The organism is Kitasatospora sp. NPDC042419 (assembly GCF_056437345.1).
The window spans coordinates 174,909-196,727 of record NZ_JBWKAW010000001.1 but is presented as its reverse complement, the minus strand read 5'-3'; the positions used below and the strand labels follow the sequence as shown (position 1 = coordinate 196,727).

The following is a 21,819-nucleotide window of genomic DNA, read 5'->3' as shown; positions in this document are numbered from 1 at the left end:
GCGGGCCGGCGGGGGCGGGACCCAGGGGCGAGCGCCCCCGGCTCCCGGGCCCGGCGCGGACTCAGCTGCGCGCGCGGTAGGCGCGCATCGCCAGCGGGACGAACACCGCCGCGATGCCGGCCGCCCACACCAGCGACCAGAGCACCGGCCCGGCCACCGGCCCGCCGGTGAGCAGCCCGCGGAAGGCATCCGCCAGATGGGTGACCGGGTTCACGTCCACCCAGGCCTGGAGCCAGCCCGGCATGGTGTCGACCTGGACGAAGGCGCTGCTGGTGAAGGTGAGCGGGAAGATCAGCACGAACGCGAAGACCTGGACCTTCTCCGCGTCGCCCGCCAGCATGCCGATCAGCACCGCGCCCCAGGAGACCGCGCCGGTGAAGACCAGCAGCAGGGCCGCCGCCGCGACCAGCCCGGGGATCCCCTGGGTCAGCTCGAACCCCATCAGCATGCCCAGGCCGATCATCAGCAGCATCGCCCAGAGCTGCTTGCACAGGTCGGCGGCGATCCGCCCGAGCAGCGGCGCCGAGCGGGCGATCGGCAGGCTGCGCAGCCGGTCGAAGACCCCCTTGGTCAGGTCCGCGTTGAGCGACATGGCCGTGTACATGGTGGTGAAGAGGGCGTTCTGGCAGATGATCCCGGCCAGCGCGTACTGCAGGTACGCCTGCGGGGAGCCGGCCATCTGGCCGCCCAGGACGTAGGTGAACAGCAGCACGAACATGATCGGCGTGACGCTGAAGTCCACCAGCTCCAGTGGGTTGTGCTTGACGGAGACCAGGCTGCGCCAGGCCATGGTGGCGGTCTGCTGGAGCGGGGCGAACGGCCGGACCCGGCCGGAGCCGGCGCCGGGGGCGGGGGCGCGGCCGGTGAGGACGGCGGTCATGACGGCCTCCCGGCCTGCTCGTAGGCGTCCTCCGGGCCGGTGCCGGGCCCGGAGTCGCGTCCGGTGCCGGGCCCGGCTTCGCGTCCGGGTTCGCGTCCGGGTTCGCGTCCGGCGGGCTGTCCGGGGTCCTCGGCGGGCGGGGCCGCCGGTTCGGCGCGGTGCCCGGTGAGGGCGAGGAAGACCTCGTCCAGGCTGGAGCGGCGCAGCGCCAGCTCACCGACGGCGATCCCGGCGGCGTCCAGCCGGCGGACCACGGCGGGCATCAGCTCCGGGTCGTTGACGGGCGCGGTGACGGCCCCGCCCTCGATCCGGGTCTGCGGGCCGGCCGCCTCGCCGATCAGGGCGTGCGCCCGGTCGAGGTCGGCCGGGCGGACCGGGCGCAGCTCCAGCACCTGGCCGCCGGTGCGGTCCTTCAGCTCGTCCGGGGTGCCGCCGGCGATCACCCGGCCCTTGCCGATGACGACGATGTCGTCGGCGAGCCGGTCCGCCTCGTCGAGGTACTGGGTGGTGAGCAGCGCGGTGACGCCCTCCGCGACCAGGCCGCGCAGCAACTCCCACACCTCGCCGCGGCTGTGCGGGTCGAGGCCGGTGGTCGGTTCGTCGAGGAAGAGGATGCGGGGCCGGCCGACCAGGCTGGCGGCGAGGTCGAGACGGCGGCGCATGCCCCCGGAGTAGCCCTTGGCGGCGCGGCCGGCCGCGTCGGTGAGCCGGAACCGGTCCAGCAGTTCGGCCGCCCGGGCGCGGGCCTCGGGGCGGGGCAGGCCGAGCAGGCGGCCGATCATCAGCAGGTTCTCGGTGCCGCTGAGGTTCTCGTCCACGGCGGCGTACTGGCCGGTGAGGCCGATCAGGGCGCGCACCTTGCCGGCCTCGCGGACCACGTCGTGGCCGCCGACGAGGGCGCGTCCGCCGTCGGGGCGCAGCAGGGTGGCGAAGATCCGGACGGCGGTGGTCTTGCCGGCGCCGTTGGGGCCGAGCAGGCCGAGGACGGTGCCGGATCCGGCGACCAGGTCGACGCCCGCCAGCGCCTGGGTCTCCTTGAACCGTTTGACCAGGCCCTCGGCCTGGATTGCGTCGGTCATGCCCGGACCTCCTGCCTCGCAGGTGTGCGCCCGTCGACGGCACGCACCCTTCCAGGGTCGGTCAGGTCGTACTGTTCTGCCCATGCGACTGACCAAGTTCGGGCATGCCTGTGTACGGCTGGAGCACGAGGGGGCGACCGTCGTCGTCGACCCGGGGGCGTTCACCGATCCGGCCGCGCTGGCCGGGGCGGACGCGGTGCTGATCACCCACGAGCACGTGGACCACTTCGAGGAGTCCCGGCTGCGCGCGGCGCTGGAGGTGGATCCGGGGCTGCGGGTCTGGACCAACGCCGCGGTGGCCGCGCAGCTGGACGGGGTGGCGTCGAGGATCGCCGTGGTGGGGGAGGGGGACGCCTTCGAGGTCGGCGGGATCGGGGTGAGCGTGCACGGGGAGTGGCACGCGGTGATCCACCCGGACATCCCCCGGATCGGGAACGTCGGTTTCCTCTTCGACGGCCGGCTGTTCCACCCCGGGGACGCGTTGACCGTGCCGCCGCACCCGGTGGAGACGCTGCTGCTGCCGTTCGCCGCGCCGTGGACCAAGGTCGGCGAGCTGGTCGACTACGTCCGGGAGACGGGGGCCGCGCGGGCGGTGCCGGTGCACGACGCGCTGCTCAGCCCGGTGGGGCTGGCGGTGCACACCCGGCTGCTGGGGGCGGGCGGCCCGGGGACGGGGGCGGAGCTGCGGACGCTGGGCGAGGGGGAGAGCCTGGACCTGGACCCGGACCTGGGCTGAGGGCTGGGCCGGGGTACGTGTCGCTGACACGTACCCCGGCCCGTACTTGTCAGGTGGCACGTACGCGCCGGTAGCCTGGCGCCATGCTGAAGATCGGACTGACCGGTGGCATCGGTGCCGGCAAGAGCGAGGTGTCGCGGCTGCTCGCCGCTCACGGCGCGGTGATCGTGGACTCCGACGTGATCGCCCGTGAGGTGGTCGCCCCCGGGACGGACGGGCTCAGGGCCGTGGTGGCCGAGTTCGGGGAGGGCGTGCTCGCGGCGGACGGTTCGCTGGACCGGCCGGCGCTCGGTGCGGTCGTCTTCGCCGACGCGGCGCGGCTGCAGGCGCTGAACGCGATCGTCCACCCGCTGGTGCGGGCCCGTTCCGCGGAGCTGGAGGCGGCCGCCGCCCCGGACGCGGTGGTGGTGCACGACGTCCCGCTGCTCGCCGAGAACGGGCTCGCCCCGCTCTACGACCTGGTGATCGTGGTGGACGCGGCGGACGACGTCCGGATCGAGCGCCTGGTCCGCCTGCGCGGGATGGCGGCGGAGGAGGCGCGGGCCAGGATGGCGGCCCAGGCGAGCCGGGACGACCGGCTGGCGATCGCCGACGTCGTGATCGACAACAGCGGCCCGCTGGAGGCCTTGGCCCCGCGGGTCGCTGACGTCTGGTCGGACCTGAAGTCGCGTCAAGTCTGACCGGATCTGACTGGATCTGATCGAATCCGATCTGGCCAGACCGTCGCTGCGACGGCGATCATGGAGTAATGGCTGATCACATAGCTCCGGCGATCGTCCCCCTCGACCAGTACGGCCCGGCCGAGCAGGCCGAGATCCTCGGCGACGGCCCCGACCCGTACGGGGTCGCGGACGTCGGGCTGACCTGGCTCTCCAAGGAGATCCACTTCGGCGCGCGGGCGGTGGAGGACGGCCGCCTGGTCGCCCACACCGGACTGCTGCGGCTGCCGCTGACGGTGGGCGGCGTCGACCTGGACGTGATGGGCGTCGGCGGCGTCGCCGTCGCCGCCGAGCAGCGGGGGCGGGGCCTGGCGCGTTCGGTGGTCGAGACGGCCCTGGACCACGCGCGGACGCTGGGGCCCCGCCACGCGCTGCTGTTCTGTCGCCCCCCGCTGGTCCCGTTCTACCGGCGGCTCGGCTGGCGGGAGCTGCTGGAGGACGTCCACGTGGAGCAGCCGGAGGGGCGGGTCGTGCTGATGCCGCTGCGCACCATGTGGACGCCGCTGGCCGTGGGCGCGCAGTGGCCCGAGGGGCCGGTCCGGCTGCGCTCGCTGCCGATGTAGCGGGCCGGGCGGGCGGCACGCTCCGCCCCGGGCCGGCGGTTCACTCGGGCCAGTCGGAGCCCTCGATCACGTCGACGAAGTCGGTCCGCTCGAAGCCCGGGCTGAACCGGGCCAGCACGTCGGCCTTGACGTTCCCGAACGCCGTCTCCGGCTTGGGCGCGATGCCCTCGTGGAACGCGCGGAGGATGCCGCGCTTGAAGTCGGGCCGGGGGTGGGCGGCGACCACCGCGTCCCGCGCCCCGGCGGGCAGGTCGTGGTAGCCGATGCCGAGCACGTCCAGCTCCACGCCCGCCGTGGTGAGGGCGATCTCCGGCTCCAGGTACTCGGGGATGCCGGGGGTGGTGTGCAGGGCGATCGCCTCCCAGACCAGCCGGACCCGCTGCTCCGGCACCTGGTGGGCGCGGAGGAACGCGGCGGCCGCCTCGGCGCCGTCGACCTCGAACCGGCGGCCGGACGAACGGTGCTCGGGGGCGAGGCCGACGTCGTGGAACATCGCGGCGAGGTAGAGCAGCTCGGCGTCGAAGGCGAGCCCGCGGCGCTGTCCCTGGAGGGCGCCGAACAGGTAGACCCGCCGTGAGTGGTGGTAGAGCAGCTCGGTGGAGGTGTCCCGGACCAGCTCGGTGGCCTCGGTGGCGAGCCGGCTGTCCGGGACGGCCACGCCGGCGATCGCGGCGCTCTGGGCGCCGTGGGTGTTGGCGGTGCCGGCGGTGCTGCGGGTGCCGGCGGCGGTGCCGGTGCGGTCGGCGGTCATGCGGTCGCTCCTTCGGTGCGGGTGGCGGTGGCGGTGGTGAGCCCGGCGGTGACGTGTCCGGTGGTGACGTGTCCGGCGGTGGTGAGCCCGGTGATGGCGTGTCCGGTGGTGGCGTGTCCGGTGGCGGCGGTGGCCAGGGCCCGGATCATCGGGTGGACCTGGGTACCGTCCCCGGCGAGCTCGGGCTGGAACAGCGAGGCGAGGAAGAACGGGTGGTCCGGGAGTTCGAGGATCCGCAGCTCCCCGGAGTCGTCCGTGCCGCTGAACCGCAGGCCGTGTGCGCGCAGCCGCTCCAGGTAGGCGTCGTTCAGCCCGTACGCGCAGTGGTACCGCTCCAGGGTGCGCGTCGTGCCGAGGACCCGCTCGGCGAGCGAGCCGGGCGTGATGTGCACCGTGCCCTCGTGCCCGACCAGCGAGCAGGTGAGCGGCACGATCACCCGCTCCTCCTCGTCGGGGTGGCTCTCGCCGTGCGCGGCGGCGCCGATGCCGCAGACGTCCCGCGCGTACTCCAGCACGGCGTGCTGGAAGCCGGCGCAGGTGCCGAGGAAGGGGATGCGCTGCTCACGGGCGGTGCGGACGGCGGCCACGGCGCCCGCCTCGCTCCGGTACGGGCTGCCGGGCAGCAGCCAGATCGCGTCGAAGCCGTCGAGGGCCCCGGGGCCGTCGGCGTCCTCGGTGGGGATCCAGTAGGCGTCCAGGACGAGCTGTTCGCGGGTGGCGAGCACGTCGAGCAGGCCGGGGACGCGGGCGTGCGAGCGGACGGCGGGGGAGCGGTCGCCGACCAGGGCGAGGCGCGGGGTCCGGTAGGTCATGCAGCTATCCTGACCCTCGTTGCGACATCAGCGCCAACGATGATTTCTTACCTTTCGATCAGAGAGTCTGATGCCCAGTGGATCCACAGCAGCTGCGCACCTTCGTCACGGTGGTCCGGCTGGGCTCGTTCTCCGAGGCCGCCCGCGAACTCGGCTACACGCAGTCCGCGGTCTCCCAGCAGATCGCCGCGCTGGAGGCGGACCTCGGGGCCGCCGTGCTCAGCCGGCGCCCGGTCGGCCCCACCGAGGCCGGCGCGCGGCTGCTGGAGCACGCCGCCTCGCTGCTGCTGCGCCTCGACGCGGCGCGCGCCGACGTCGCACGCCTGGTCGGTGCCCCGAGTGCCCGCCTGGTGGTCGGCGCCACCCCGCTGGCGGTCGGTGCGATCCTGGGGAGCGCGCTCGCGGAGGTGCGCCGGGCGTACCCGCGGACCGACCTGACCGTCCGGGTGGTCGCCCAGGACGAGCTGCCCGCCGAGGTCGCCACCGGCGCCGTGGACCTCGCCCTGGTCGACGGCCTCGCCGCGCCCAGCGATCCGCTCCCGCTGCCCGACGTCGGCCCGCTCGGCACCGTCGCGGTCGCCGAACAGCCGCTCGCCGTCGCCCTGCCCGGCGGCCACCCGCTGGCCGGCCGCCCCGGCCTCGCGCTGGCCGACCTGTCCGCCGCCCGCTGGCTGGACGCCCCCGGCCTGGCGCCGACCGCGGCCCGGCTGCGGGCCGCCACCGCCGTCGACGGCTTCCGCCCCGCCGCCCGCTACCTCGGCACCGACGTGCGCGGCCTGCTCGCCCTGGTCGCCGCCGGCCACGGCCTCGCCGTCCTCCCCGCGCCGGTCCTCGACGGCGCCCCGGGCGTGGTGGCCGTCCCCGTCCGCGCGCCGCGGCTGGTGCACCGGACGGAGCTGGTCCACGGGAGCCTGCCGGACGGACCGGCGGCGGAGCTGGCCCGGCTGCTCGGCACCGCGGCGCGGCGCGGAGGAGTGGGGCGCGGCGAGGCGGGCTGAGGCGGGGTGAGGCGGGAGAGGGAGCGGCGGGGTGATGCAGTGGATGCCGCAGCCTCACCCCACGACGGCGGCTCCGGGGCAGCACGGTCCGGCGTTCTCGTAGCAGACGTACCCCAGGCAGCCGAGGCAGACGGAGATGTTCTCCAGCCGCCAACTCTGGCCGTGGCAGGAGCAGACGGCCCGTTCGCGGAGCAGCGCGTCCCAGCCGGCGGTGCCGCCGTTCGCCGCGAAGGCGGCGGTGACGTACGCGTCCGTGGCCGGGCTGTCCGGTGTGTCCGGGCCGCCGCCGTGGCGGGTGGCGCCCAGGTGCCAGCAGTACAGGGCGAGCAGGGCCCGCCCGTCCACCAGGCGGTAGGCCGCCCGGCCGTCGTCCTCCCAGGCGCGGACCAGCCCCGCGACCCGGTCGGCGAACGGCCGGGAAGGGTCGAGAAGGGCCAGGTTTCCTTGCGGTGGCAGCGAGTTGGCGCTCATGGCGGTACCCCTTTCCGGGGCCCACGGTAGGGCGTGCCGGGCCGCGGCCGGCCACCGGGGTGGGGGCTGCCGGGGCGGGGCCGCTGGGGCGGGGCTGCCGGGGCGGGGCTGCTGGGGTGCGGCTGCCGGGGTGCGGTTGCCCGTCCGTGCGGGTTGCCGTGCGGGTCCGTCGGGCGGGAGGTTCGGACGGGGCGTCAGGGAAGGCTCTTCGGCGGCGGGTTGCCGGGGGAGGGGCCTTCGGGCAGGGGATGCCCGGGGCGGGCCGTCCGGAGCGGGGTCACCGGCAGACGGTGCCCGCGGCCGGGACCTGGTCGGCGAGCAGGTACCCGTCGACCGCCTGCTTCAGGCACGGGTTGCCGGTGTCGTAGCCGCCGTGGCCCTGGCCCTCCAGGGTGATGCCGACGCCGACGCCTTCGCCGAGCTGTTCCGCCATCGCCTGGGCGCCCTCGTACGGGGTGGCCGGGTCGCCGGTGTTGCCGACGACCAGGATCGGGGCCGAACCCGGGGCGGACACCTCCGGGTGGTCGCCCCGGCCGGGCACCGGCCAGTCGGTGCAGCCGGTCAGGCCCCAGGCGGTGAACTCGCCGAACACCGGCGAGGCCTGGCGGAACGCCGGCAGCTGCGCCCGGACGTCGGCGTCGGTGTAGCGCTGCTTGTCGTCGACGCAGGTGATGGCCCGGTTGGCGGGGGCGGAGTTGTTGTAGCGGCCCTGTTCGTCGCGGCCGAGGTAGGCGTCGGCGAGCGCGAGGAGGGTGGTGCCGGTGCCCGCCTTCATCGCCTCCTGGAGCCCGACGGCGAGGGCGTTCCAGGTCTGCCGGCTGTACAGGGAGGCGGCGATCCCGGTGACGGCGAGGTCCTGGGTGAGCTGCCGGCCGCTGTCGGTGGGCAGCGGCTTGCCGTCGAGGTCGCGGAGGAGCGCGGTGATCCGCTCGGTCCCCTCGGCGCCGCCCTGGCCGGTCGGGCAGACCGGGCCGGCCTGGGCGGCGCAGGCCTTCATGAAGTTCTCCAGGGCGAGTTGGAAGCCCTTGGCCTGGCCGAGCGAGGACTGGACCGGATCCTTGGTCGGGTCGACCACGGCGTCCATCACCAGGTGCCCGACGTTCTGCGGGTACAAGTGCGCGTAGACGCCGCCCAGTTCGGTGCCGTAGCTGAGGCCGAAGTAGTGCAGCTTCGGGTCGCCGAGCACCTGGCGCATGAGGTCCAGGTCGCGGGCGGTGGAGACGGTGTCGACGAACGGCAGGACGGGCCCGGAGTTCTGCTCGCAGGCGTCGGTGTACCGGGCGTTGGCGGCGTCCAGGGCCGTGACCTCGGCGTCGGTGTCGGGGGTGCCGTCGACGGCGGCGGACGCGTCCGTGGCCCGGTCGTCGAGGCACCGCACGCCGACGCTGTTGCCGACTCCGCGCGGGTCGAAACTCACCAGGTCGTAGCGGGTGTTGAGGTCGGCGTAGTCCTCGGCGAGGCCGGGCAGGGTGGTGATGCCGGAGCCGCCGGGGCCGCCGAAGTTGTAGATCAGGGAGCCGATCCGGGGCTCGGGGCCGGTGGCCTTGGCGCGGATCAGCGCGAGGTCGACGGTCCGGCCGTCCGGCGCGGCGTAGTCCAGCGGCGCCTTGAGGGTGGCGCACTCCCAGGGCGTGCCCGGGGCGGGGCCGCTGCCCTCGGCGACGGACGGGGCCGGGCAGGTCTGCCAGGCGAGTTGCTGGCCGGTGAGCGCGGCGGGCAGGGGCGGGACGGTGGCCGGGGCCGTCGTGGCGGTGGCGGTGGCGGTGGTGGTGGCGGCCGTGGTGCCCGTGGCGCTCGTGGCGCTCGTGGAGGAGGAGGGGGACGGGGAGCCGGACGGGCCGGGGTCCGAGGAGTCGCTCCCGCAGGAGGCCACCGTGGCGAGCAGCGCCGCGGCCAGGCCCAGGGCGCCGGCACCGCGTACGACAGAGTGCATGGGGGTTCCGTTCCTCGGGCGCGGCCGGGCCGGGGCGTCTGGGCCGTGGCGCCAGCCTAGGGACGGGGCCGGGGCGCCGCCCGCCGGGCGGCGGGGATGATCCACCGTTCGGGGCGTGCGGGATGGGTTGCCGAAGCCGGGGTGGCTCGTTGTTCCTGCCGTGAGCCCTGACTTCTCCGCCCGCGGCGGCTTCCGTGAAGAAACGATTCTGCGCGCCCGGCTTGCCGTCGGCGCCCGTCCCACCGGCCCCCGGTTCCTCCCCCGGGGGCGGTCATGACGCACGAGACCCCGCGCGTCCCCGCGCAGCGCGCCGCCGAGGAGGGCTGCGCGATGGCCCTCGACCTCCGCGTGGTCGTCTGCCCCGGCCTGACCGTCTCCGTGCCCGCGCGGCTGCGCTACCGCACCGCCGACCCGTACGCCGTCTTCCTGGACAACCACACCGACCTGGACGCGCCGATCACCTGGGTCTTCGCCCGCGAACTGCTCGCCGCCGGCCTGTACGGCCGGGCCGGCATCGGCAGCGTCTCCGTCCACCCCGGCGCGGGCAGGCGCTCGGGCGTCGTCTTCATCACCCTCACCGGTGAGGGCAGCAGCGTCGTCCTGCGCGCCCCGGCCGAGCGGGTCAGGACCTTCCTCGCCCGGACGGAGAGCCTCGTCCCGTCCGGCCGTGAGCCCACCCACCTCGACCTGGACGACCTGCTCCGCCGCCTCTGCGACGGCGGAGCCGCCTCGCCGGGGCCGTGAGCCGGCCGGTCCCGGAGGCGGTGGGGCGGGGGTAGTCGTCGCGCGTCGCACGCCCCGCCCGCACGCGCCCGGGGCGCCCCGCGCCGGGGCACCCCCGAGGCCGGGTCGGTGCGGCGGGGGCGCCCCGGGGCGGGTCAGTCCTGCGGCGGGCGCCGGAAGAGGGCGGTCAGCAGGACGGGGATGCCGAAGAGCTCCGACTCGGGGTCCTGCGGGACCATCGGGCGGATCTCGGCCTCGGTGAAGTCCGAGAAGATCCAGCGCAGTTCGTCGGCCGTGAAGGCGAGCCCGCCGTCCAGCCGACCGTTGCGGTACAGCTCGGCGTCGGGCAGCTCCGACCCCATCGCCCCGGCCGCGAAGCAGTTGACGGCGAAGTACCCGCCGGGCGCGAGGACGCGGTCGAGGAGCGCGAGGTAGCTGACCCGGCGGTGCGGCGGGAGGTGGTGCAGGCACCCGGAGTCGTACACCAGGTCGTAGCGGGCGAGCGGGAGTTCGGTGCCGAAGATGTTGCCGCAGTGGAACCGGACCGCCGCGCCCGCCTCGTCCGCCCGCTCCCGCGCCCAGGCGACGGCGGTCGCCGAGAGGTCGACGGCGTCCACCTCGAAGCCCCGCGACGCCAGGTGGATCGCGTTCCGCCCGGCCCCGCACCCGAGGTCGAGCGCCCGGCCGCCGGGCGTGAGGAGGCCCCGGTCGAGGTAGGAGACGAGGTTCTCGTCGGGCTTGGGGACGAAGAACGGGCGGCCGGAGGAGCGGTCGGCGTAGAAGTCGTCCCACCACTCCGAGGCCTCGTCGGTCCAGCGGTCGGCCTCCGGGAGGAAGAGCCGGTCGAGGAGGGTGAGGACGTCTTCGGCGGTGCGGATGTCGCGGTTCAAAGGCTGCCTTTCGGAGGGGGTTCCCGAAAGACGAGCCTAGGAGTTCGAGGGCGTCCGATCACCCCCGATTCGGCTGCTCCGAACGGCCTGTGAGGCACCTTCCGGGCGGGTCGGCGGGCAGGTCGACGACGGGTCCGCGGGTGGGGGCGGCCGGCCGGGCGGGCCGGTGCCGAAGGCCGGGAAGGGGCCTTCCACGGGCGCGGCCGGGTGGCGGGGGCGGGGTGTCCGGATAAACGTTCGGTCTCGTTTTCAGGGCCCTGCCGGTGCCCTGCCGGTGCCCTGCCGGTGCGCTGCCGGTGTGCTGCCGGTGCCCGGCTCGGCCCCGATTGCCGGGGGCCGGGAGGTCGGGGCCGGGAGGTCGGGCCGGCCGGGCTCCCGGCCGGGCCCCGGCTAGTTCAGTCGGCGACCGCGTACCGGTAGACCGTCGACTCCCGGGCCCGGAACCCGGCCCGCTCGTAGAGGCGGTTCGCCGCCTCCCGGGAGGGGCGCGACGTCGGGTCGACGGTCCGGGCGCCCGCGTCCTTCGCCAGTCGGACGGCCTCGTCGATCAGGGCCGCGCCCACCCCGTGCCCGGGCGCGGCGGCGCCGACGACGACGTCCTCGACGCGTGCCCGCAAGCCGGACGGGAGCGGGAACAGGACCAGCGTCAGCATGCCGACCACCACGCCGTCGAGCCGGGCGACCAGCAGTCTGTTCGACTCGAAGGCTGCCAGCCGGGCGACCGATTCGTGGCTCAGCGGCTGTGCCGTGGTGGACAGTTGGGGGAGCAGGGTGGCCAGCGCCCGCACCAGCTCCTCGTCCGCCTCGCGGACGACCTCGATCTCGGCGCTCATACGTCAGGACCCTAGCCGGACGCCGTGGCGGATGCCGTGGATCCGACCGGTGTGGTGGGTGCGCCGACGGCTGGTGCGGCTGGTGTGGCCGGTGGGGTGGATTCGGCGGGCGCGGCGGACAGGAGTTCGCAGTCGGCGAAGTTCATGCAGCCGCAGGCGAGGCAGGCGGCGACGGCCGCCCGCAGCCGCAGGGTCTCGCGGACCACCCGGTCGAGCTCGGGCAGCTTGCGTTCGGCCAGCTCGCGCCAGTGGCGGGTCGAACCCTGGCCGGGGGAGTCGTCCAGGAGACGGCGGATCTCGGCGAGCGTGAAGCCCGCGCGCTGGGACATCCGGATCAGCGCGATGCGCCGCAGCGTGGGGGCCGGCCAGACCCGGCGGCCGCCCTCGCGCCGGGCGGCGGGCAGCAGCCCGAGGCTCTCGTAGTAGCGCAGGGCGGACGGCCGCAGGCCCGCCTGGCGAGCCAGCTCCCCGATGGCCACGTAGCGCACCGCATCCCCCCGTGCCCGGACTTCCCATGAGTTGACTTCAAGCGCGCGTGAACCGCTTGCCTGGCCCGCATGATCTCATCTGCCCGACTGCTCTCCCGGCTGCCCCGGGAGTACCGGCCACTGTTCGCGCACGGCCCGTTCCGCCGCCTGCTGCCCGCGTTCGCGCTGTCCGACCTCGGCGACGGGATGAGCATGGTCGCGGTGGCGTGGCTCGCGCTGCAGCTCGCCCCGCCCGGCGCGCCCGGGCTGCTGGTCGGCGCCGCCGTCGCCGCCTACGTCCTGCCGGGCGCCGCCGGCGGGCTGCTGCTGGGACGTTGGCTGCGCGGCCTGCCCGCGCGGCGGCTGATCCGCGCCGACGCCTGGACCCGCGCCGTCCTCCTCGGCTGCGTGCCGGTCGCGTGGGCGCTCGGCGTGCTCGGCCCGGTGCCCTACCTGGTGCTGCTGGCCGGCTCCTCGCTGCTGCACGCGTGGGGCAGCAGCGCCAAGTACGCGCTGGTGGCCGAGGCCGTACCGGCCGGGCAGCGGCTGGCCGCGAACGCGCTGCTGAGCACGAGCGCCTGGGTCGCCGTCATCGCCGGACCGGCGCTCGCCGGGGCCCTTGCGGTGGCCGTCGCCCCGGCCTGGCTGATCGGGCTGGACGCGCTCACCTTCGCCGTCCTGGCCGTCCGCGCGGGCAGCCCGGACGGCGGGCGGGCCGGTGGCCGGGCCGGTGGCCGGGGCGGTTCCCCGGCGACCGGGCCGGGAGGGGGTTCCGTCGCCGGGCGGGACGGTGACCTGGGCGCCGGTGCGGGGGCGGGTTCCCGGCCGGGTGGGGGCTCCGCGGCCGGGCCGGTCGAGCCGGTCGGCGGTTCGGGCGGCTCCCCGGACGGGCTTTCGGACGGGGGCTCTGCCGTCGGACCGGGTGGTTCTCCGGCCGGTTCGCTGGATGTGGGCGCGGGCGTGTCCGCGGGGGCAGGTGCCGGGCCGGGTGGGGGTTCTGCCGCCAGGCGGGTCGGCGGTTCGGGCGGCTCCCCGGTGTCCGGGGCGGCCGTCAGGTCGGGCGTCGGCCCGGACGGAGGCGCGGACGCCGGGCCGGGCAGCGTACCGGCGGCGCCGGGATCGGCACCGGAACCGGCACCGGAACCGGAACCGGTGCCCGCGCCCGAACCCCGTCGCTCCGGCGAGGGCCTGCGTGTCCTGCGGGCCCGGCCGGACCTGCTCGGGCTGCTGGCGGTGACCTGGCTGTTCAACCTGTTCTACGGGCCCGTCGAGGTCGCCCTGCCGCTGTTCGTCGGGCAGGACCTGCACGCCGGCCCGGGGCTCCTCGGCCTGTACTGGACGGCCTTCGGCCTCGGGGCGGCCCTCGGCACCCTGGCCGTCGGCGCGCTGCGGCGGCTGCCGGTGTGGCCGGTGCTGCTGGGCATCGTCGCGAGCCACGGTCTTGCCATGCTGCCGTTCGCCGCGCACGGGCCGAGTTGGCCCTCGATCGCCGGCTTCGCCCTGGCGGGGACGGTCTACGGCCCGTACAGCGCCCTGGCGCTCAGCCTGTTCCAGGACCGGACCCCGCCGACCGCCCTGACCGCCGTCCTCGCCCTGCGCGCCTCCGTCCTGCTGACGGCGGGTCCGACGGGCACCGCGCTGGGCGGTCCGCTGACCGCCGCCCTCGGCCCGCGCCCGGTCCTGGTGGGCGCCGGCCTCGCCATGGTCGGCGTCGCCGTCGGCGCGGCCTTGCTGCGGGCCAGGGCCAGGACCAGGGCCAGGGCACGGGCACGGCTCCGGACGGGATCGGCACCGGTGGACGTGCAGCCCGCCGCGCACCATGAACCCCTCGCCCGTACGGCTGGTGAGGCGCAAGAGGCCGGAAGCGGTCGCGACGCCGACGTCACGCGGGCAGGTCGGTGAGCCCGTCGGCCTGGGGCCCGTGCGGCGTGCGCTCCCGGTCGTCCCTGCACAGGAAGTCGGCCGGTCCGACTTCCTGTGCGGGCCACCGCTGCCGCTCGCCGCAGGTTGCCGGACCGGCCCGGCCATCAGCTTGTTCTTCGACCTCCGGCCGCGGGCCGGACGGCTGGCGACACGGTCGAGCCGGCTGTTCGGTTCAGGGAGCGGCCGCGGTCCGCACCCCTCGCGCACCGATCATTCCCAGAGCGTCGATCGCGGCCGGGGACAACATCGACTCCTCCAGTCCGGACAAGGGCATCCAGGTGACGGCGGACGTGGAGTCGTCGGCCTTGGTGACCACGAGCGGGCCGGGCTTGAGATCGACGATGTAGAAGAGCCCCACCAGATTCCAGCTGATCCCGAGCCGGTGGGCTGTGTACGTCCGCGCGTCCACCAGGTGGGCGTCGAGGAGTTCGAGGCCGGTCTCCTCGTGCAGCTCGCGTTCCAGGGTCTCCCGTGGCTGCTCGCCCGGGTCGATTCCTCCGCCGGGCAGGTGCCACAGCCCCGGAGTGAAGACCGGCGAGGCGTCCGAGAGTTGAGTCAACAGCAGCTGGTCCTGCGCAGTAGCGATCGCATACGCCGACACGCGCGAACGTACGTGCTCCCCCATGGTGCCCCTCCGGATATCGAGTTCCACGGCTCCGACCCGGCCGCACCGGACAACTTATCGATCACGTCCAAGAGGGCCGGGGCGGGTTGCCGCCGCCTATCGCACCTCGCCGGACAAGGGGACGACCTCGGAGCACCGTGGCCGAACACCGAGGGCGGAAGGGTTGAAGGGCGAGCTCACATCAGCGTCGGCGTGCGCAGGAAGTCGGCCGGTCCGACTTCCTGCGCAGGGCCCCGGGTGGTGGGTGACGGTCAGTAGGGTCGGGCGCATGGAGAACGTGCGGGTGGTGCTGATCGGGGGGACGTCGAACACCGGGAAGTCGACCGTCGCCCGGCTGGTCGCGGACCGGTTCGGGTTCGAGTGCCGGTCGACGGACGAGCTGGCGCGGCACCCGGGGCGGCCCTGGCCGACGCCGACGTGGGAGGTGCCGGTGCACGTCGCCGAGCACTACCGCTCGCTCACGGTGGAGGAGTTGACCGCCTCCGTCCTCGACCACTACGGGCGGCTGTGGCCCCGGATCGAGGAACTGGTCACGGCGCGGGCGGCGGAGGACGGCGGACCGGGCCTCGTGCTGGAGGGATCGGCGCTGCGACCGGCCGAGGTCGCGCGGCTCGCCGCCCCGCACATGGCGGCGGTGTGGCTCACCTCGGACGAGGACGTGCTCCGCAGCCGGATGCACGCGGCCTGCCGCTACGCCGAGGCCACGGCGGACGGCCGGCACCTGGTGGACAAGTTCCTGGCGCGGGCGGTGCGCTTCCAGGAGCTGACGGTGGCCGAGGTCGACGCGCTGGGCCTGGAGCGCATCGACACGGGCGGCGGCCGGTCGGTCGCCGAGGTGGCGGACGCGGTCCGGGCGTCCGCGCTCGCATAGCCGGGTACCGGGTAGCTGGTACCTGCTACCGGGTGCCGGGTGCCGGGTACCCGGGAACGACTCACCAGGGAGAGCGTGTTGGCCTATCGCGGCTTGATCGTCGACTTCGCGGGCGTGCTGAGCACCCCGCTCGGGCTGTCCGTGCGCGCGTGGTGCGAGCGGCAGGGGCTGCCCGCGGACGCGTGGCGGCGCGCGCTCGTGGAGGACCCGGCCGGCCGGGCGCTGTACGTGGAGCTGGAGCTGGGCCGGATCTCCCAGGAGGAGTGGAACCGGCGGACGGCGGAACTGCTCGGCGGCATCGAGCACGAGGACCTGATGGGCCGGGCCCACGCGGAGGTGCGGGCCGTGCCGGAGATGGTGGCGCTGGTGGAGGCGGCCCGGCGGGCGGGGCTGGCGGTGGCGCTGCTGTCGAACTCGTACGGGGTGGATCCCTACAACCCCTATGTGGCGACGGGCGTGTGGGACCTGTTCGACGTGCGGGTGATCAGCGGCGAGGTGGGCCTCGCCAAGCCCGACCCGGAGATCTTCCGGCTCACGCTGGAGCGGATGGGCCTGGCGGGGGAGGACTGCGTCTTCGTCGACGACTACCCCGCGAACCTCGTCCCGGCAGGGGAGTTGGGCATCGCCACCGTGCACGCGGACGGCCCCGGCGCCGCCGCGAGGGTGGCCGAGCTGCTGGGCCTGCCGACGGTGCCCGGCCCGGCCGATCCGGGAGGCCCGGTCTAGGACCGGCTCGGCCTGGGAGCGGGCCCCCGGCCTGGGAGAGGCCCGGCCGACGGGACCGGCCCGGATCAGGCGTAGAGCGCCGCCAGGTCCCGCGCCGTCGCGGCGAGCCGCTCCCGCAGCTCCGGCGGTGCGAGCACCTCCACCTCCCGGCCGAGGCGCAGAAGTTCGGACTCCGCGTGGGTGAGACTCTCGATCGGGAGGACCGCCCGGACCCGGCCGTCCGGCTGCGGAACGCCCCGGTCCAGCGCGTCGAGGACGGCCTGCACCGCGAAGTCCCGGAACCGGCCGATACCGGCCGGGGAGACGAGGACCTCGGCCTCGCCCTGCCACAGCCGCTCCTGCAGCCGCTCGGTGTGGGCCTGCCAGTGCCGGGCCAGGTCGAAGCCGGCGGGCGGCGTGAACGGCTCGTCCAGCTGCTCCAGGTCGAGGATCTGGCCGATCCGGTAGGTGCGCGGCCCGGAGCCGCCGTCGACGCCCGCGACGGTGTACCAGCGCCCGGCCTTCAGCACGATCCCGTACGGCTCCAGCCGCCGCTCCACGATCTCCGGCGCGTACCAGCGGCGGTAGCGGACCAGCACGGCCCGCCGCTGCCACACCGCCGCGGCCACCGCCGGCAGGTGGGGCGCCTCGTCCGCCTTCCGGTACCAGCCGGGGGCGTCCAGGTGGAAGCGCTCGCGGACCCGCCGGCTCTGCTCCTGGAGCTCGGACGGGAGGGCCGCCTGGATCTTCAGCTCGGCGGCGGCGAGCACCGAGCCCAGCCCGAGTTCGGCGGCGGGCCCCGGCAGGCCCGCGAGGAACAGGGCCTCCGCCTCGGGGCCGGTCAGCCCGGTCAGCCGGGTGCGGTAGCCGTCGACCAGGGCGTAGCCGCCGTCGTGCCCGGCCTCCCCGTAGACCGGTACGCCCGCGGCGCTCAACGCCTCGACGTCCCGGTAGACCGTGCGCACCGACACCTCCAGCTCGGCGGCGAGCTCGGCGGCCGTCAGCCGGCCCCGGTTTTGGAGCAGGAGCAGGAGGGAGAGGAGACGGCCGGCGCGCATGGCCGCAAACGTACGGCATCCGCTGACAGAAGCTGTCAGGGAACGGGCCCTAGCGTGCTCCGCATGACGAACCACGACTTCGCTTTCCTCACCGGCACCTTCGACGTGGCCAACCGCTGGCGCAAGGACTTCCTGGACCCCGCCGAGGGGGAGGACCGCTGGGAGGAGTTCCCCGGCGTCACCCGCTGCACCGGCCACTTCGACGGCGCCGCGTGCTTCGACGAGATCGAGTTCCCGACCAAGGGCCTCGCCGGGCTCACGCTGCACCTGTTCGACCCGGTCGCGGAGCAGTGGTCGCTGTACTGGGCCGCCAAGCGGACCGGCGTGCTGTTCCCGCCGGTCGTCGGCCGCTTCGGCGAGGACGGCACGGGAGTCTTCTACGGCGACGACGAGCACGACGGCCGGAAGGTCAGGGCCCGCTCCGTCTGGTCGGAGATCACGGCCGACTCGGCCCACTGGGAGCAGGCGTTCTCGCTCGACGGCGGCGAGACCTGGATCACCAACTGGCACATGCACTTCACCCGCCGGGCGGACGCGGCCGGCGGGAGTAGCGGGGAGTAGCGGGGAACGGTGGGTGGGCGGGGGCGGCAGGCGGGGACGGGCCCCGACGGCCGCTCCGGGCGTGCGGGAGAAATCACCCGACGACCCGTCACACGTGTTTCACGGCCGGTAGGTTGCTGCAAGCATCCGGGGTGGAGCAGCGCTTGTCGTGGACGGGGGAATGGTTCGATGGAGCAGCTACTGCAGACCGATCCACAGGAGGTCGGACCGTACCGGCTGCTGGCACGCCTGGGCTCCGGGGGGATGGGGCAGGTCTTCCTGGGCCGTTCCCGGGCCGGGCGGACGGTCGCAGTGAAGGTGGTGCGGCCGGAGCTGGCCGAGGACGCCGAGTTCCGCCTGAGGTTCGCCCGGGAGGTGGACGCGGCGCGGCGCGTCGGCGGGTTCTACACCGCGCAGGTCGTGGACGCGGACACGGAGGCGAACCCGCCCTGGCTGGTCACGTCCTACATTCCCGGGCCGACCCTCCAGGACGCGGTCACGGCGTACGGCCCGCTGCCCGCCGACACGGTCGCGGCGCTGGGGGCGGGCCTGGCCGAGGGGCTGGCCGCCATCCACGCCTGCGGGGTGGTGCACCGCGACCTCAAGCCCGGCAACGTGATGCTCGCCGAGGACGGGCCGCGCGTCATCGACTTCGGCATCGCCCGTGCGCTGGACGCCGCCTCAGGACTGACCCGCACGCGCGTGATCGGCACGCCCGCCTTCATGTCCCCCGAGCAGATCCAGGGGCGCGAGGCCGACCAGCGCAGTGACGTGTTCTCCCTCGCGGCGGTCCTGGCGTACGCGGCCACCGGGCGGGGGCCGTTCGGGGACGGCCCGACGGAGACGGTCCTGTACCGGGTGGTCCACGGGGAACCCGACCTCGCCGGTGTTCCGGCCGCCCTGCTGCCGCTGATCACGGAGGGCCTGGCCAAGGACCCGGCCGACCGGCCGGGCGTCCCCGAGGTCCTGGAACGGTGCGTGGCGCCGTCCGGTACCACCGGACTGCACCTGCCGCCCGAGGTCAGCGAGCTGATCACCACACAGGTCCTGCGGACCAGCCGGCTGACGACGCTGACGCTCCCCGAACCGCCGACGGGCTTCCGGCCCCTCCCGGCGAAGGTGTCGACCGTCGGCCAGGGGTTCATGCGGCTGGCCCTGCCGTGGCTTCCGGGCGAGACCTCCGGACTGGGGAAGACGACCGTCGTCCGCTGGCACAAGCAGGTGGGGGACACGGTCGCCGCGGACGATCCGCTGCTGGAGGTCACCTCCGGCCGGGGCAACATCGTCGTCACCTCGCCGGTCGAAGGCATCCTGTACCAGGTCTACCGCCGGGCCGGGCAGACCGCCCGCAAGGATTCGCCGGTCGCGGGCGTCGGCAGGCCCGACGCGAAGATCCCGAGGCCGCCGATGCGTCGGGGCACGCGGATGGCGATCTCGACGTTCGCCTGGCTCCTCTTCGCCTCGTTGGTGCTGGGGATCGTGGGGGTGGCGACTCCTCTGTTCAGAGGGGGCCTTCTGGAGGCGAAGGCCGGGGACTGCGTGGCCCTGGAGCTTCCGGTCAAGCCCGGGGGGAGCCTGGACGCCGAGCACGGGAACTGGTTCACCCTGCCGTGCGCGCTCATGAGGGTGCGCGGAATGTTCGAGACCGAGGAGCCCAACGACTGGGCCCACTACTACGAGCTGCTGTACCGCGATCCGGCCGGCAACTGCCCGGCGGCGGTCAAGGACTGGGTCGAGGGCAAGGACGTCGCGCTGCCCGTGAGCGGCTCGGTGCTGTGCATGCGCGAGTTCTGAACCGGCGGCCGGTCAGGGGTGGGTGGGGAGTTCGCCGGTGTGGATGGCGGTGATGAAGGCCTGCCAGGCGGTGGTGGTGAAGGCGAGGGTGGGCCCGTCGGGGTCCTTGCTGTCACGGACGGGGATGGTGTCGGTGAAGCTGTCGGCGACCTCGATGCAGTTGCCGCCCTCGCCGCCGCTGTAACTGCTCTTGCGCCACGTCGGATCGATACGCATGGTGACTGCCTTCCTGTTGCCGCTGTGCAGGCCCGGCGCCGGACCGGGCGCCGGGCCTGTCGGGTTGGTCAGGGGTGGGTGGGGAGTTCGCCGGTGTGGATGGCGGTGATGAAGGCCTGCCAGGCGGTGGTGGTGAAGGCGAGGGTGGGCCCGTCAGGGTCCTTGCTGTCGCGAACGGGGATGGTGTCGGTGAAGCTGTCGGCTATCTCGATGCAGTCGCCCTGGCCGTTGCTGTAGGTGCTCTTGCGCCAGCGGGCGGTTTCGTTGGTGTTCTTCATTGGCTGTACTCCTCTGCGACTTTCCTCAACCATGCGATGGATTTCTCGGGCTGGACCGATGAAGCCATGAGGCGAAGGAACGTGTCTTCGTGGCGTGCAACTTCGGACGGCCGTTCCGTGTAGGTGCTGCTGGTCGTCGCCTCGGAATAGGCCACGCTGCCAGGGATGTCGCTGAACGACAGCACCGAGAACGACGCTCCCATGGCCGCGTGCGCTCCGGCCGAGAACGGTAGGACCTGGATGGTGATATTGGGCCTCTCGTCGGCCATGGTTGCGAGATGTCTCAGCTGCGCTGTCATGGCCGGCCCGTCACCCACAGGTCGCCGTATGACCGCTTCGCCGATGATGGCCCAGAACTGCGGGGGATCCTGGCGATCGAGAATGTGCTGGCGGTCCATTCGGAGCGCCACGCGGCGTTCCACTTCCTCAGCGGACTCCGTGGGATTCATCGCCCGAATGACGGCCCTGGCGTACTTCTCGGTCTGGAGTAGCCCCGGTACGAGCTCGCACTGGTACGTCACGATTTTCGTGGCGTCCGACTCGAACCCGACGTACGCCCTGAACCAATCCGGCAGTGCGTCGCCGTAGGCGTGCCACCAACCTTGCTGGCGGCTCTGCCTGGTGAGCCTGAGGAACTGTTTCACCTCTTCGGGTGAACTGATTCCGTAGTGGGCCAGGAGCTTTGCCGCGTCGCGCTCTTGTAGTGAGACCAGTCCACTCTCGATGCGACTCAGCTTGGAGGCGGACCAACCCAGGGCTGCGGCCACGTCCTTGGCGCTCATCTCGCGTGATGCGCGCAACTTGCCAAGCTCACCGCCGAGCCTACGTCGCAGCACGGTCGGACTGCTCACTCGTCACACTCCCTGGCCGTTCGGTTCCTTGCATAGTCTGCCACCCCTTCCAGAGCCTCAACCATGATGGCCGAAGCTGCAATTGCTGGCGACATGCGCTTGCAGGCAATCCGCTCTGGGGTGCATGCTACATGGAGTAACTCGACGGTTCGTCTGAGTGATCAAGACGGCTGGTCGCCGGGCATTCCCATGCCTCCTCGCGGCCGCCCCCGTGGCTGCACCTCGCCTTCAACTCCCTGTACCTGGACGGTGAATCCGCCATGTCCGAAACCCCCTCCATCCCCCACTCCCCCCGCTCCCTCGCCTGCTGGCTGCCGCGCAGCCGGCGCTCCCCGGGCGAAGCGCGCCGGGTCCTCGAAAGGCTCCTCGCCGACGCCCCCGGCGGTGAGTGCTTCCTCGACACCGGGCGGCTGTTGGTCACCGAGCTCGTGACCAACGCCGTCGTCCACGGCACGCCGATCGGCCGCCGCATCCGCCTCGTGCTCCACGTCGACCGGCGGCGGCTCCGGATCGAGGTGCACGACGCGCGCGGGGAGCGCGGTCCCGTCTTCCGGGCCGCCAGTGGGGAGGACGAGTCGGGGCGTGGCATCCTGCTGGTCAAGTTGCTGTCCCGGCAGTGGGGTTGCTGCCCGCGTGACGGCGTCGGGAAGATCGTCTGGGCCGAGTGCGCTCCCGCGCCCGCCGAGTCCGGCGCCGACCCCGCCCCCGACCCCGCCCCCGACCCCGCCCCCGGCCCCGCCCCCGGCCCCGCCGGCCCCGGGGAGCGTGCCGCGTGACGGAGGACCGCTCGGTCACGGCCGAGATCACCGGCGGCATCCTGCCCCCGATCACCTACCTCCTCCTCCCCAAGGCCCTCGCCGCGCTCTGGTTCGCCCTCCAGTTCCGGCCGCTCGGCAGACCGCAGTGGGAGCGGTTCGAGCGCTACCTCACCGGCCCGGGCGCCGACCGCTTCATCTCCGAACACCTCACCGTCACCGGCCCGTTGTCGCTCCCGGTCACGCTCCCGGAGGGCGTGCACCACCTGCGCCTGCGCTGGGCCGAGGGCGACGCTTCGACGAACCGTCAATAGGCCCCGCCCCCACCGGAGCTGCGCCCCTGCCCTG

26 protein-coding genes are annotated in these 21,819 nt (G+C 74.3%); 12 read left to right on the top strand and 14 right to left on the bottom strand.

The window, feature by feature from the left end; all coding sequences use genetic code 11:
• Nucleotides 1-61: 61 nt before the first annotated feature.
• Nucleotides 62-880, bottom strand: a complete 819-nt coding sequence (locus tag AC067J_RS00930; protein ID WP_478295823.1) for an ABC transporter permease — start codon at nucleotides 878-880, stop codon at nucleotides 62-64.
• Complete coding sequence (locus AC067J_RS00925; RefSeq protein WP_478295822.1) at nucleotides 877-1,959, bottom strand: ATP-binding cassette domain-containing protein; 1,083 nt, start codon at nucleotides 1,957-1,959, stop codon at nucleotides 877-879. Before AC067J_RS00925 ends, AC067J_RS00930 begins: the two co-directional genes overlap by 4 nt.
• Nucleotides 1,960-2,041: 82 nt before the next feature.
• Here AC067J_RS00925 and AC067J_RS00920 point away from each other — a divergent pair, with 82 nt between their 5' ends.
• The 3 genes from AC067J_RS00920 to AC067J_RS00910 all read left to right on the top strand — a co-directional run bounded on the left by AC067J_RS00920 (nucleotide 2,042) and on the right by AC067J_RS00910 (nucleotide 3,977).
• On the top strand, nucleotides 2,042-2,695 hold the full coding sequence (locus tag AC067J_RS00920) for an MBL fold metallo-hydrolase (RefSeq protein WP_478295821.1): 654 nt from the start codon (nucleotides 2,042-2,044) through the stop codon (nucleotides 2,693-2,695).
• An 83-nt stretch (nucleotides 2,696-2,778) separates the two neighbouring features.
• Complete coding sequence (gene coaE / locus AC067J_RS00915) at nucleotides 2,779-3,375, top strand: dephospho-CoA kinase (protein ID WP_478295820.1); 597 nt, start codon at nucleotides 2,779-2,781, stop codon at nucleotides 3,373-3,375.
• Nucleotides 3,376-3,443: 68 nt separating this feature from the next.
• Nucleotides 3,444-3,977 (top strand): GNAT family N-acetyltransferase, encoded by a 534-nt coding sequence (locus AC067J_RS00910; protein WP_478295819.1) that lies wholly within the window; start codon nucleotides 3,444-3,446, stop codon nucleotides 3,975-3,977.
• Nucleotides 3,978-4,017: 40 nt separating this feature from the next.
• On the opposite strand, the gene AC067J_RS00905 is transcribed toward AC067J_RS00910, so the two are convergent.
• Nucleotides 4,018-4,728 (bottom strand): HD domain-containing protein, encoded by a 711-nt coding sequence (locus tag AC067J_RS00905; protein WP_478295818.1) that lies wholly within the window; start codon nucleotides 4,726-4,728, stop codon nucleotides 4,018-4,020.
• Nucleotides 4,725-5,540: a CTP synthase C-terminal region-related (seleno)protein gene (locus AC067J_RS00900; RefSeq protein WP_478295817.1), complete on the bottom strand. Its 816-nt coding sequence runs from the start codon at nucleotides 5,538-5,540 to the stop codon at nucleotides 4,725-4,727. Before AC067J_RS00900 ends, AC067J_RS00905 begins: the two co-directional genes overlap by 4 nt.
• Before the next feature lie 77 nt (nucleotides 5,541-5,617).
• Between AC067J_RS00900 and AC067J_RS00895 the strand changes: the two genes are divergently transcribed.
• Nucleotides 5,618-6,538 (top strand): LysR family transcriptional regulator, encoded by a 921-nt coding sequence (locus AC067J_RS00895; protein ID WP_478295816.1) that lies wholly within the window; start codon nucleotides 5,618-5,620, stop codon nucleotides 6,536-6,538.
• A gap of 54 nt (nucleotides 6,539-6,592) precedes the next feature.
• On the opposite strand, the gene AC067J_RS00890 is transcribed toward AC067J_RS00895, so the two are convergent.
• On the bottom strand, nucleotides 6,593-7,009 hold the full coding sequence (locus AC067J_RS00890) for a hypothetical protein (RefSeq protein WP_478295815.1): 417 nt from the start codon (nucleotides 7,007-7,009) through the stop codon (nucleotides 6,593-6,595).
• Nucleotides 7,010-7,286: 277 nt separating this feature from the next.
• A complete protein-coding gene (locus AC067J_RS00885; RefSeq protein WP_478295814.1) occupies nucleotides 7,287-8,942 on the bottom strand; it encodes an alpha/beta hydrolase in 1,656 nt (551 codons plus the stop codon).
• Between the two features lie 273 nt (nucleotides 8,943-9,215).
• Here AC067J_RS00885 and AC067J_RS00880 point away from each other — a divergent pair, with 273 nt between their 5' ends.
• Nucleotides 9,216-9,686 carry an SsgA family sporulation/cell division regulator gene (locus AC067J_RS00880; protein WP_478295813.1) on the top strand — a complete coding sequence of 157 codons (471 nt, stop codon included), beginning with the start codon at nucleotides 9,216-9,218 and terminating at the stop codon, nucleotides 9,684-9,686.
• Nucleotides 9,687-9,820: 134 nt separating this feature from the next.
• Here the strand turns inward: AC067J_RS00880 and AC067J_RS00875 are convergent, their stop codons facing one another.
• The 3 genes from AC067J_RS00875 to AC067J_RS00865 form a co-directional block, all read right to left on the bottom strand.
• A complete protein-coding gene (locus AC067J_RS00875; protein ID WP_478295812.1) occupies nucleotides 9,821-10,555 on the bottom strand; it encodes a class I SAM-dependent methyltransferase in 735 nt (244 codons plus the stop codon).
• A 395-nt stretch (nucleotides 10,556-10,950) separates the two neighbouring features.
• Nucleotides 10,951-11,388 (bottom strand): N-acetyltransferase family protein, encoded by a 438-nt coding sequence (locus AC067J_RS00870; protein WP_478295811.1) that lies wholly within the window; start codon nucleotides 11,386-11,388, stop codon nucleotides 10,951-10,953.
• A gap of 11 nt (nucleotides 11,389-11,399) precedes the next feature.
• Complete coding sequence (locus AC067J_RS00865; protein ID WP_478295810.1) at nucleotides 11,400-11,867, bottom strand: MerR family transcriptional regulator; 468 nt, start codon at nucleotides 11,865-11,867, stop codon at nucleotides 11,400-11,402.
• Between the two features lie 78 nt (nucleotides 11,868-11,945).
• On the opposite strand from AC067J_RS00865, the gene AC067J_RS00860 reads away from it, so the two are divergent.
• Nucleotides 11,946-13,757 (top strand): MFS transporter, encoded by a 1,812-nt coding sequence (locus AC067J_RS00860; RefSeq protein WP_478295809.1) that lies wholly within the window; start codon nucleotides 11,946-11,948, stop codon nucleotides 13,755-13,757.
• Between the two features lie 193 nt (nucleotides 13,758-13,950).
• Here the strand turns inward: AC067J_RS00860 and AC067J_RS00855 are convergent, their stop codons facing one another.
• Nucleotides 13,951-14,403, bottom strand: coding sequence for an NUDIX hydrolase (locus AC067J_RS00855; protein ID WP_478295808.1), 453 nt, complete (start codon nucleotides 14,401-14,403; stop codon nucleotides 13,951-13,953).
• Nucleotides 14,404-14,671: 268 nt separating this feature from the next.
• On the opposite strand from AC067J_RS00855, the gene AC067J_RS00850 reads away from it, so the two are divergent.
• The gene (locus AC067J_RS00850; RefSeq protein WP_478295807.1) at nucleotides 14,672-15,274 is read left to right on the top strand and encodes a hypothetical protein; all 603 of its coding nucleotides are present in this window, start codon (nucleotides 14,672-14,674) and stop codon (nucleotides 15,272-15,274) included.
• A 75-nt stretch (nucleotides 15,275-15,349) separates the two neighbouring features.
• Entirely contained in the window at nucleotides 15,350-16,000 is a 651-nt protein-coding gene (locus AC067J_RS00845; protein ID WP_478295806.1) for an HAD family hydrolase, read from the top strand.
• A 65-nt stretch (nucleotides 16,001-16,065) separates the two neighbouring features.
• Here AC067J_RS00845 and AC067J_RS00840 read toward each other — a convergent pair whose 3' ends face one another.
• A complete protein-coding gene (locus AC067J_RS00840) occupies nucleotides 16,066-17,037 on the bottom strand; it encodes a helix-turn-helix transcriptional regulator (protein WP_478295805.1) in 972 nt (323 codons plus the stop codon).
• 63 nt (nucleotides 17,038-17,100) lie between these two features.
• Here AC067J_RS00840 and AC067J_RS00835 point away from each other — a divergent pair, with 63 nt between their 5' ends.
• On the top strand, nucleotides 17,101-17,598 hold the full coding sequence (locus tag AC067J_RS00835; RefSeq protein WP_478295804.1) for a hypothetical protein: 498 nt from the start codon (nucleotides 17,101-17,103) through the stop codon (nucleotides 17,596-17,598).
• Between the two features lie 168 nt (nucleotides 17,599-17,766).
• Entirely contained in the window at nucleotides 17,767-19,371 is a 1,605-nt protein-coding gene (locus AC067J_RS00830) for a protein kinase domain-containing protein (RefSeq protein ID WP_478295803.1), read from the top strand.
• A 12-nt stretch (nucleotides 19,372-19,383) separates the two neighbouring features.
• Here the strand turns inward: AC067J_RS00830 and AC067J_RS00825 are convergent, their stop codons facing one another.
• The 3 genes from AC067J_RS00825 to AC067J_RS00815 form a co-directional block, all read right to left on the bottom strand.
• Nucleotides 19,384-19,587 carry a DUF397 domain-containing protein gene (locus tag AC067J_RS00825; RefSeq protein WP_478295802.1) on the bottom strand — a complete coding sequence of 68 codons (204 nt, stop codon included), beginning with the start codon at nucleotides 19,585-19,587 and terminating at the stop codon, nucleotides 19,384-19,386.
• 68 nt (nucleotides 19,588-19,655) lie between these two features.
• A complete protein-coding gene (locus AC067J_RS00820) occupies nucleotides 19,656-19,865 on the bottom strand; it encodes a DUF397 domain-containing protein (protein WP_478295801.1) in 210 nt (69 codons plus the stop codon).
• Nucleotides 19,862-20,716 (bottom strand): helix-turn-helix domain-containing protein, encoded by an 855-nt coding sequence (locus AC067J_RS00815; RefSeq protein WP_478295800.1) that lies wholly within the window; start codon nucleotides 20,714-20,716, stop codon nucleotides 19,862-19,864. Before AC067J_RS00815 ends, AC067J_RS00820 begins: the two co-directional genes overlap by 4 nt.
• Before the next feature lie 260 nt (nucleotides 20,717-20,976).
• Between AC067J_RS00815 and AC067J_RS00810 the strand changes: the two genes are divergently transcribed.
• Entirely contained in the window at nucleotides 20,977-21,492 is a 516-nt protein-coding gene (locus AC067J_RS00810; RefSeq protein WP_478295799.1) for an ATP-binding protein, read from the top strand.
• Nucleotides 21,489-21,785, top strand: coding sequence for a hypothetical protein (locus AC067J_RS00805; RefSeq protein ID WP_478295798.1), 297 nt, complete (start codon nucleotides 21,489-21,491; stop codon nucleotides 21,783-21,785). Before AC067J_RS00810 ends, AC067J_RS00805 begins: the two co-directional genes overlap by 4 nt.
• Nucleotides 21,786-21,819 lie beyond the last annotated feature (34 nt).

What these genes read in the sequence shown, in the direction of transcription:
- AC067J_RS00860 (WP_478295809.1), top strand. Translation starts at nt 11,946, where the DNA reads ATGATCTCATCTGCCCGACTGCTCTCCCGGCTGCCCCGGGAGTACCGG.
- AC067J_RS00900 (WP_478295817.1), bottom strand. Translation starts at nt 5,540, where the DNA reads ATGACCTACCGGACCCCGCGCCTCGCCCTGGTCGGCGACCGCTCCCCC.
- AC067J_RS00810 (WP_478295799.1), top strand. Translation starts at nt 20,977, where the DNA reads ATGTCCGAAACCCCCTCCATCCCCCACTCCCCCCGCTCCCTCGCCTGC.
- AC067J_RS00910 (WP_478295819.1), top strand. Translation starts at nt 3,444, where the DNA reads ATGGCTGATCACATAGCTCCGGCGATCGTCCCCCTCGACCAGTACGGC.
- AC067J_RS00820 (WP_478295801.1), bottom strand. Translation starts at nt 19,865, where the DNA reads ATGAAGAACACCAACGAAACCGCCCGCTGGCGCAAGAGCACCTACAGC.
- AC067J_RS00920 (WP_478295821.1), top strand. Translation starts at nt 2,042, where the DNA reads ATGCGACTGACCAAGTTCGGGCATGCCTGTGTACGGCTGGAGCACGAG.
- AC067J_RS00880 (WP_478295813.1), top strand. Translation starts at nt 9,216, where the DNA reads ATGACGCACGAGACCCCGCGCGTCCCCGCGCAGCGCGCCGCCGAGGAG.
- AC067J_RS00925 (WP_478295822.1), bottom strand. Translation starts at nt 1,959, where the DNA reads ATGACCGACGCAATCCAGGCCGAGGGCCTGGTCAAACGGTTCAAGGAG.
- AC067J_RS00830 (WP_478295803.1), top strand. Translation starts at nt 17,767, where the DNA reads ATGGAGCAGCTACTGCAGACCGATCCACAGGAGGTCGGACCGTACCGG.
- AC067J_RS00930 (WP_478295823.1), bottom strand. Translation starts at nt 880, where the DNA reads ATGACCGCCGTCCTCACCGGCCGCGCCCCCGCCCCCGGCGCCGGCTCC.
- AC067J_RS00825 (WP_478295802.1), bottom strand. Translation starts at nt 19,587, where the DNA reads ATGCGTATCGATCCGACGTGGCGCAAGAGCAGTTACAGCGGCGGCGAG.
- AC067J_RS00855 (WP_478295808.1), bottom strand. Translation starts at nt 14,403, where the DNA reads ATGGGGGAGCACGTACGTTCGCGCGTGTCGGCGTATGCGATCGCTACT.
- AC067J_RS00850 (WP_478295807.1), top strand. Translation starts at nt 14,672, where the DNA reads ATGGAGAACGTGCGGGTGGTGCTGATCGGGGGGACGTCGAACACCGGG.
- AC067J_RS00890 (WP_478295815.1), bottom strand. Translation starts at nt 7,009, where the DNA reads ATGAGCGCCAACTCGCTGCCACCGCAAGGAAACCTGGCCCTTCTCGAC.
- coaE (WP_478295820.1), top strand. Translation starts at nt 2,779, where the DNA reads ATGCTGAAGATCGGACTGACCGGTGGCATCGGTGCCGGCAAGAGCGAG.
- AC067J_RS00840 (WP_478295805.1), bottom strand. Translation starts at nt 17,037, where the DNA reads ATGCGCGCCGGCCGTCTCCTCTCCCTCCTGCTCCTGCTCCAAAACCGG.
- AC067J_RS00905 (WP_478295818.1), bottom strand. Translation starts at nt 4,728, where the DNA reads ATGACCGCCGACCGCACCGGCACCGCCGCCGGCACCCGCAGCACCGCC.
- AC067J_RS00885 (WP_478295814.1), bottom strand. Translation starts at nt 8,942, where the DNA reads ATGCACTCTGTCGTACGCGGTGCCGGCGCCCTGGGCCTGGCCGCGGCG.
- AC067J_RS00870 (WP_478295811.1), bottom strand. Translation starts at nt 11,388, where the DNA reads ATGAGCGCCGAGATCGAGGTCGTCCGCGAGGCGGACGAGGAGCTGGTG.
- AC067J_RS00835 (WP_478295804.1), top strand. Translation starts at nt 17,101, where the DNA reads ATGACGAACCACGACTTCGCTTTCCTCACCGGCACCTTCGACGTGGCC.